This window comes from Anaerotruncus sp. 80 (assembly GCF_009936115.1).
Taxonomy (GTDB): domain Bacteria; phylum Bacillota; class Clostridia; order Peptostreptococcales; family Anaerovoracaceae; genus Senimuribacter; species Senimuribacter intestinalis.
The window spans coordinates 109503-118353 of the sequence record NZ_QWES01000012.1 but is presented as its reverse complement, the minus strand read 5'-3'; the positions used below and the strand labels follow the sequence as shown (position 1 = coordinate 118353).

General features: G+C 43.8%; 6 protein-coding genes. 2 read left to right on the top strand and 4 right to left on the bottom strand.

Annotated elements, in window-relative coordinates; all coding sequences use genetic code 11:
* Positions 1-451 precede the first annotated feature (451 nt).
* Positions 452-1942 carry a Na+/H+ antiporter NhaC gene (gene nhaC / locus D1155_RS07595; RefSeq protein WP_160201794.1) on the top strand — a complete coding sequence of 497 codons (1491 nt, stop codon included), beginning with the start codon at positions 452-454 and terminating at the stop codon, positions 1940-1942.
* A 59-nt stretch (positions 1943-2001) separates the two neighbouring features.
* On the opposite strand, the gene pflA is transcribed toward nhaC, so the two are convergent.
* Complete coding sequence (gene pflA / locus D1155_RS07590; RefSeq protein ID WP_160201793.1) at positions 2002-2709, bottom strand: pyruvate formate-lyase-activating protein; 708 nt, start codon at positions 2707-2709, stop codon at positions 2002-2004.
* Positions 2710-2775: 66 nt separating this feature from the next.
* Positions 2776-5007 (bottom strand): formate C-acetyltransferase, encoded by a 2232-nt coding sequence (gene pflB / locus D1155_RS07585; RefSeq protein ID WP_160201792.1) that lies wholly within the window; start codon positions 5005-5007, stop codon positions 2776-2778.
* Between the two features lie 388 nt (positions 5008-5395).
* On the opposite strand from pflB, the gene D1155_RS07580 reads away from it, so the two are divergent.
* On the top strand, positions 5396-6346 hold the full coding sequence (locus D1155_RS07580; protein WP_160201791.1) for an AI-2E family transporter: 951 nt from the start codon (positions 5396-5398) through the stop codon (positions 6344-6346).
* 73 nt (positions 6347-6419) lie between these two features.
* On the opposite strand, the gene D1155_RS07575 is transcribed toward D1155_RS07580, so the two are convergent.
* Positions 6420-7757 (bottom strand): acetyl-CoA hydrolase/transferase C-terminal domain-containing protein, encoded by a 1338-nt coding sequence (locus tag D1155_RS07575; protein WP_160201790.1) that lies wholly within the window; start codon positions 7755-7757, stop codon positions 6420-6422.
* Between the two features lie 148 nt (positions 7758-7905).
* Positions 7906-8850 carry a DMT family transporter gene (locus D1155_RS07570; RefSeq protein WP_160201789.1) on the bottom strand — a complete coding sequence of 315 codons (945 nt, stop codon included), beginning with the start codon at positions 8848-8850 and terminating at the stop codon, positions 7906-7908.
* Between the last annotated feature and the right edge of the window lies 1 nt (position 8851).

Genomic DNA, 8851 nt, shown 5'->3' with positions numbered 1-8851 from the left:
TATCACCCTTTTCTTCTCCCGTCAAGTACCTTTTTCCCTTTTTTCTATTGTTCTTTTTTTCTGAATCCTTCAGCGCTTTTCATCTCTCCTTCCCGGCATTACCATTGGAGATTTTTCTTACATATAATTCCTGAATATACTTCCCCGGTTGTCTATCCTTGTTAAAAAAAATTTTTTTAATCATTTTTGTCATTTTATTTCATATTTTTGTATATGTATATACAAAAATCTCTGATCTCTTTTTTCGTCATTGATTACATGTAACTTTATTTCTTGTTTTTAATGCCGCATATGTTTGTAAACTCAATGCATTTTATGCACAGGATATACATTCAAGAATGTGACTGAGAATTTTAATTAACTTGACAAATCTTTTTTTCAGAATTATAATAAAAATGGCTATATAGCCTAGGATTTTTTACTTGATTTTATTTTTAAGGAGGACTTATTTATGGGTAGAAAGATTCCTTTATGGCAATGCTTAATTGTCATTCTTGCGATGGTCGGTCTGCTGATGTGGTCTATTTTGAAAGACACAGGTGGAGAGCCTCATATCGCATTAATCTTAGCCGCCTGCGTCGGCGGCATCGTTGCTGCTGCAAACGGCTGGAAATGGGCTTATCTTGAAAAAGGTATTCTTGCCTCCATCAACCGTTCTATGCAAGCTTGCTTAATTCTTGCAATCGTAGGATGTATGATTGCTTCTTGGATGGCTGCAGGCACAATTCCTTCCATGATGTACTATGGTATCAAGGTTATCAGCCCGAGCATTTTCCTGGTAACTGCTTGTATCCTTTGTGCTATCGTATCTCTGGCGACCGGTTCTTCCTGGTCCACGGCTGGCTCCATGGGTGTTGCACTGATTGGTGTAGGTACCGCACTGGGATTTCCTTCTATTATGACTGCTGGTGCCGTAGTATCCGGTGCTTACTTTGGAGACAAAATGTCTCCGCTGTCCGATACCACAAATCTGGCTCCAGCTATGGCAGGCGCTACTTTGTTCGATCACATTAAGCATATGATTTATACCACCGGTACATCTTTAGTAGTCGCACTGGTTGCATATGCTGTTATGGGATTCATGCATTCTTCCTCCAATGCACCAGACCTTGGTGTATTGAACGAGATTACTGCATTTATTGAAGCATCTTCCAATATTAGCATTATCGCTTTGGTTCCGCCAGTATTTGTAATTGCTGCAGTAATCTTAAAGCTACCAGCATTACCATCTCTGCTGGGCGGCGTATTTATCGGTGTTCCTCTGATGTTCTGGAACAGACCATATATCGAAGCTGCTATCGATGACGACTTAACTGCAAACATTTTCAATATTTTAAATAACGGTGTTGCTATGGGTTCAGTCTCTGATGATGCATCGGCAATCATTCAAGAGCTAGCAAGCTTACTGTCCTGTGACGGCATGCAGGGCATGTTCTGGACCATTTCCATCATTCTTTGCGCAATGTGTTTCGGCGGTATCGTAGATGTAACTGGCATCATGGGCACCTTTGCAGGGCTGCTGCTGAAAGTAGCAAAAGGCAGAGGCGGTCTGGTTCTGGCTACAGAATTCTCCTGTATCTTCGTAAACGCAATCTGCTGCGACCAGTACTTAGCATTAGTATTACCTGGCAGAATGTTCAAGGAAGCGTTCGAAGACATGAGACTGGCACCAAAGAACCTGTCCAGGTGTCTGGAAGACTCCGGAACTATTACATCCAACTTCTTCCCTTGGAACACCTGCGGCGCAACCATGAGATCCTTCTTGGGCGTAGGAAGCGGTTATATTCCGTATGCAATTCTCAACTGGTTAAATCCTGTAGTTTCCATTATCTTCGGCTACACCGGCATTACCATGACCAAGATGAGCGAAGAAGAATACCAAAAGATACTCAGCGAAAGAGAAAGAGAGCAGAAAGAGGCTCTGGAAGCATTAGAAGCTTAACTATATCAACCTTATACTGATAAAAGAACCGGCAGGATACTCCTCGCCGGTTCTCTTCTTTATTTTCTAACCAATTCATTAAGTTGCATAAGTCGCTGTTTGTTCATCGGCGGCATATCCGCCAGCTTATACGGAATGTCAAGTTTTTTGTACTTGTTAACTGCCATGTTATGGTATCCCAGAAGTTCCACCTTGTCCACATATTTAATGCGGCGCAGGAAGCCATTGAGACTTTCGATATACGCTTCTGTATCGTTATATCCTGGCATAATCACCTGTCTAATCCACACATGTTTTCCAAAGCGGTTAATGGCGTCAATAACTTTAAATAAAGTTTCCTGATACCTTCCGGTCAGGTTATGAAACTCCTCCGAATCCACGTGTTTAATGTCCAAAAGAATCAAATCTGCCACTGCAATAGCAGCCTCGGAGTCTTTGTCAAAATAGGTTCCGCTGGTATCAATGGCACTGCCGATTCCTTCTTCTTTTAGCGCATTGATTGCCTCAGACACAAATTTCCCCTGCATAAGCGGCTCTCCTCCTGAAAAAGTCACGCCGCCGTCTTCTCCATAGTACGGAATTCCCCTCTTTGCACGGGCAACAATTTCACCAACCGTAGCGCGGTGTCCGCCGCCAGTGCGCCAGGTGTCCGGATTATGGCAATAAGCACACCTTGCCGGGCAGCCCTGCAGAAAAAACACAGTTCTAATACCAGGACCATCAACTGCTCCAAAGGTTTCTATGGAGTGCAGCAATCCCATGTTCATACTGTAATCCTCCCATCTTTAAAAAGGGAATACCGCTCCGCGATATTCCCTTTTGTGTCATAATCTTTACAGTCCTTCGTGGAATGTTCTGTCGATAACTTCCTTCTGGTGTGCTTTGGATAATGCGTTAAATCTTACTGCATAACCGGATACACGAATTGTCAGTGAAGGATATTTGTCTGGATTTTCATAAGCATCCATCAGCACTTCTCTGTTCAGCACGTTTACGTTCAGGTGGTGTGCACCCTGACCAAAGTATCCGCTGAGCAGTTTAACCAGAGTTTCTTTTCTGTCTTCTCTGTCTTTACCAAGGGAATCCGGTGTAATGCTGAATGTATTAGAAATACCATCCTGGCAAGTATCCCAGTCAATCTTAGCTACAGAGTTTAAGGATGCAACTGCACCGTGGTTATCTCTGCAGTGCATTGGGTTTGCACCTGGCGCAAACGGAGTTCCAGCTCTTCTTCCGTCAGGCGTGTTACCGGTCTTCTTACCGTACATAACGTTGGAAGTGATAGTCAGTACGGAAAGAGTTGTTACAGCGTTTCTGTAAGCCGGCTGTTTTCTCAATTCCTGAATGGATTTTTCGGAAATCTTAACTGCCAGTTCATCTACTCTGTCATCGTCGTTTCCGTATTTAGGGAAATCACCCTCAGTTTCAAAGTCAACGATTACGCCGTTTTCATCTCTGATTGGAGTAACCTTAGCATATTTGATTGCAGACAGAGAGTCAGCTGCTACAGAGAAACCTGCAACACCAAACGCCATCAGTCTCTTCACTTCAGAATCCAGGAATGCCATCTGGGATCTTTCGTAGTCATATTTATCGTGCATGAAGTGGATAATGTTCATGATTCTAGCATATACGCTCATGAGCCATTCCAGATAAATGTTGTATCTTCTCCATACTTCATCAAAGTCTAAAGGACCATCCGGCATGGATTCCATCTGAGGTCCGATGTGCTCGCCGGTTCTTTCGTCGATACCGCCGTTGATAGCCAGCAGTAAGCACTTAGCCAGGTTACATCTTGCGCCGAAGAACTGCATCTGCTGTCCCATCTGAATTGCGGATACACAGCAAGCGATGGAGTAGTCTTCGCCATAAGCCGGTCTCATCTTGTCGTCGTTTTCGTACTGAATGGAGTCTGTGTCGATGGAAACCTGTGCACAGAACTTTTTGAACGGTTCAGGCAGGTCTTTGGACCAGAGAACTGTCAGGTTTGGTTCCGGTGCAGCACCCAGGTTGTATAAAGTGTTCAGATATCTGTAAGTCATCTTAGTAACTCTGTGTCTGCCGTCAGCGCCTACGCCGCCCAGACCTTCTGTAATCCACATAGGGTCTCCGCCAAACAGTTCGTTGTATTCAGTAGTTCTCAGATGTCTTGCAACTCTCAGCTTCAGAATAAAGTCATCAATGAATTCCTGAATCTGTTCTTCTGTATATTTTCCGCTTGCCAGGTCTCTTTCAGCATAAACGTCGATAAAAGTAGCTGTTCTTCCCAGAGACATTGCTGCGCCATTTTCTTCTTTGATACCTGCAAGGTAAGCGAAGTAAGTCCACTGAATTGCTTCTCTTACGTCAGTTGCTGGCTTGGAAATGTCATAGCCGTACTTTTCAGCCATTTTCTTGATTTCTTTCAGAGCAGCAATCTGGTTCCAGATTTCTTCAGCCAGTCTTACATTTTCTTCGCTCATGATAGGTCTTGATGCGATTTCGTCGTGGTCAATCTGCTTTGCTTCGATCAGTCTGTCGATACCATACAGTGCCGCTCTTCTGTAGTCACCGATGATTCGGCCTCTGCCGTATGCATCAGGAAGTCCTGTGATATATCCCAGGTGTCTTGCTTTTCTCATTTCAGGGGAATAAGCCTTAAATACACCATCGTTATGAGAAGTTACATAGTTGAACATGAATTCTACTTCTTCAGGAAGTTTTTCGCCATATTCAGCAACTTCCTCTCTTACCATTTTGATTCCACCAAACGGGCAGATACCTCTCTTCAAAGGTTCATCAGTCTGCAGACCTACAATCAGGTCCTTTCCTTCAATAATGTAGCCAGGATCAAAAGCGTTGATTCTCATGATTCTGCTTGCGTCAACTTTCAGAGTACCGCCGTTGTGTCTTTCTTCAACCAGCAGTTTCTTTACTTTGTCGTTCACTTCTGTAGTTCTTGCAGTCGGACCTGCTAAGAAACTTTCGTCTCCATCATAAGGAGTATAGTTAGTGTTGATAAAATCATCCACGTTAATTGTAGTTTCCCATGCTCCTGATTTGAAGCCTTCCCATGCATTACTCATGTTCAATGTTCTCCTTTACTGTTAATTAATCATATTTAGGGGGTAGTGTATTGAATTCTGTATCTTGTATACAAAATTGGTACAATTTTTTGGTTACACCTTCAGTTCTCAATTCCTACCTGATGGGTAACCCTTTTTCTGCTATCATAATACAGCGGAAGAATGTTTTCGTCAACACCCTTATGCAAAGTTTTTTGTTCTTTTTTTGAAACATAAAAAATGCTTCTATACCAGTGATTTTCAATAGATTCTCACAATACCTAAGTCACCTTTTATTCTCCTGTCTCTACCGCAGAATTTACTTTGCCTACCTCTAAAATTTTCAGCTTTATCTTTTATATTTTTCCTGTTATTCTAACATACTATTTTCAGGAGGTTTCCGCAAACTATGTTAAAACTGCTTATCATATTTTTTATCGTTACGACGTTCTTTTTTCTGCGCCGCGCTTTGGTCCCCGCATTTCTCGGCATCGCCATCGCCTATATTCTGGATCCTTATGTCTGCTGGCTGGAGAAAAAACTTTCAGCCAAGCGTTTTCTTTGCGTTCTTCTTGCTTATCTGACTGTGGCAGGCGCATTTTGCCTGCTAGCCGTTGGCTTTGCTGATATCGCCTGCGACCATCTAACAGCAGGGTCTCTACAAAGTATCGTCACTTCACTGCAAGCCTACTATGAAGAGTATAAATCCCTAATCAGGCAGCTATTTGGCATATCTTTCGGTCAAGCTGATGTAGTACTGATGGTACAAAGCCTCGGAAGCGGTCTTACAAAATTCTTTATCGGCGCCGTTGCTGCTATGTACCTTTTGAAAGATAAGGATTTCTTTCTTCGCTTGTGCAACAAGGGACTGCACCTTTTTTTGGGTCAAAAAGCGCACGGCATTCTCAGGGAAATTGCTTTTTCCATAAACGACGTCGTCTCTGCATTTCTGCGAGGCGTCTTTGTAGATTCGGTCATTGTCGCCTTTTTATCGTCACTTGCGCTTGCACTGATTGGCGTTGACTTTTCTGTGTTTATCGGTTGTTTTGCTGGCATAGCTAACGTAATTCCCTACTTCGGTCCAGTCATCGGTATTATTCCCGCATCCCTAATTGCACTGGCTCAGGGCGGACTTTCCAAAGCTATACTTGCTGCGCTGGCGCTTTTTGCCGTTCAACAAGTAGAATCGAATTTTATTTATCCGCGTATCATTGGAAAATCCACTGGGCTGCACCCATTCTTCGTTCTAATCTCTGTATCCGCAGCCGGAGCCGTTGGAGGTCTTCTCTGGATGATTCTGGCAGTTCCTCTGGCTGGTATTATAAAAGTTCTTCTTGAAAAATGGGCACAATCCCAATAATAAAACCGCCCCTCTCGATTGCTCATCTTTGAGAGGGACGGTTTTATTATTGGGATGGAAAAATTCACACAAATTAACGTTTGTTGCTTCTTCTCCAAATTCTCTGTTCTTCAGCAGCCTTAATTAAATCCTCGCGGCAGTCAGGATGCGCAATGTCAATGATGGCTTCAGCTCTTTGCCAAGTTGCTTTGCCAGGAAGTACTGCTACACCGTATTCAGTTACCATATAAGGTGCCTGCGTTCTCGGTGTTGTAATTACATCACCCTGCGTGAACTTAGGGAAGATGTTGGAGTGACGGTTGCCTTCTTTGTCAACACGGCTTGAAGGGAATGCAAGAAATGCTTTTCCATTCGGGCACTCCAGACCACCTGTTACGAAGTCCAGCTGTCCGCCGGTACCGCTGATGTGACGGGTACCTGCTGTTTCGGAGCATACCTGTCCATAAAGGTCCATAGAAATACAGCTGTTGATAGAAACGAATTTCTCGTGCTGTCTCAGGGTGGCCGGGTCATTTACGTATGCCATCGGTGCAGATACGATCATCTGGTTTTCGTTTAAGAAATCGTACAGTTCTCTGGAACCGCTGCAGATAGAGAATACGCCTTTGCCCTTGTCAATGTTCTTTCTTCTGTCAGTCATTTTACCGGACTGATATAATTTCAGATATCCGTTAGACATCAGTTCAGTATGCATGCCTAAGTCTTTCAGGTCGGACTCTGCAATGAGCATGCCCAGGCAATCAGGCATGCCGCCGATACCCAGCTGCAGTGTAATTCCGTCTTCCAGGTAAGGGAAGATATATTCTGCAATCTGTTTGTCGATGTCGGAAGCCTTGCCTACTGGTGTAGTTGCAAGCTCAGCATCAGATTCAACAACATAGTCAACCTGAGAAATATGGATATGATCTGTGCATTTACCGTAAATCTTCGGCATATTCGGATTTACTTCCAGGATAATGGTCTTTGCCTGATCCAGCATCTCCTGCAGACAGCAGTTAGTCAGACCGTAGTTGAAGTTGCCGTGCTCATCCATTGGAGCTACTGTAATCATTGCAACATCTACTGGCGCAAAACCCTTCGTATAATATCTGCCGCAGTGTCTGAACAGCATTGGGGAGTAATATGCTCTGCCCTGGTCGCAGTATTTACGATCAAGACCGGAAGTATGCCACAGGTTATAAGTAAAGGATTCCTGATTTGGATCCTGCTCTACAATCTGAACCGGTTTCATGCTGATTGCATGTCTGACTTTAACGTCCTTTACTTCTCCTACTCTTCCTGCCAGCGCACGGTCCAGCGCTTCCGGAAAAGAACACGTCTGGCTGTAGTCAACCCAGTCTCCGTCTTTAACAACTTTAACTGCTTCTTCTGCGGTGCGAAGTTTCGCACGATATTCTTCATAAACGTTCATAGTAATATGTTCCTTTCTTATGATTCAAAGTTCTAATAATCAAGCCGCAGTATAAAACCACTTACTACTATTATAACAAAAACTGTATTGAAATCAATACAGTTTCCTCAAATTGTCAAAAAAAAATCAATTCTTTGTTAATTTATAGTCAATCTGTGTTTTCTAATGTTTCTCCGCGATTGACAATGAAAATGCCGGCGCAGACACACAACAGCGCAACAAGACTCTGTACCCACGGAATCTGCCCACTTTCTGTAAGAAACAGCGCGGAAAGCACAACGCCAAACACCGGCGTGGTAAAGCCGAAGACGGTGACCTTTGAAACCGGATTATATTTGAGGAGCACGCCCCAAACGGAGTATGCTACTGCCGAAATCAATGCCATATAAACCATCATTGGATATGCCCACAGGCTTGTTACCGTCAAATGGCCTCCGCCAATCCATGCTGCAGCCGTCATAATCACGCCGCCCATCATGAACTGATATCCACTGAGCACCACCGGACTTTCCTTTGCAGAATAAAGTTTTACAAGTACCGAGGAAAAGGCATAAGACACGCAAGCAATGAGCAGAAACCCCTCACCATTGAGCGCAAGACCGCCGCCAAGACCCTCGGCTCCACTGACATTAACTAAAATCACACCGGAAAACCCGATAACACAGCCTGCACTCTTCGCCTTCGTCATTTTTTCCTGATGAAAAATTAGTGATGCAATAAGAATCGACAGAAAAACATGGGCTCCCTCTATGATAGAACCTTTTACTCCTGTCGTATGGGCAAGCCCCACATAAAAGAAAAAATACTGAATTACGGTCTGCGCCATGCTGATTTTTGCCACCATGCCCCAGGAGCCTTTTTTCGGAAACAGAATCTTCTTCTGCGGCACGCTTGCTGTCAGAATCACCAGCACACCCGCTAGCGTAAACCGAATACCCGCAAAAAGAATCTGCGACCAGGTATCTGTGCTTTCGATGGCAAAAAGCCGGTAGCCGATTTTAATACATGGAAATGCGCTGCCCCACAAGAAACAGCAGAGCAGCGCCAGCAAACAAACAATACTCGTTTTTTGTAAATAGTGTTCTTTGTTCATT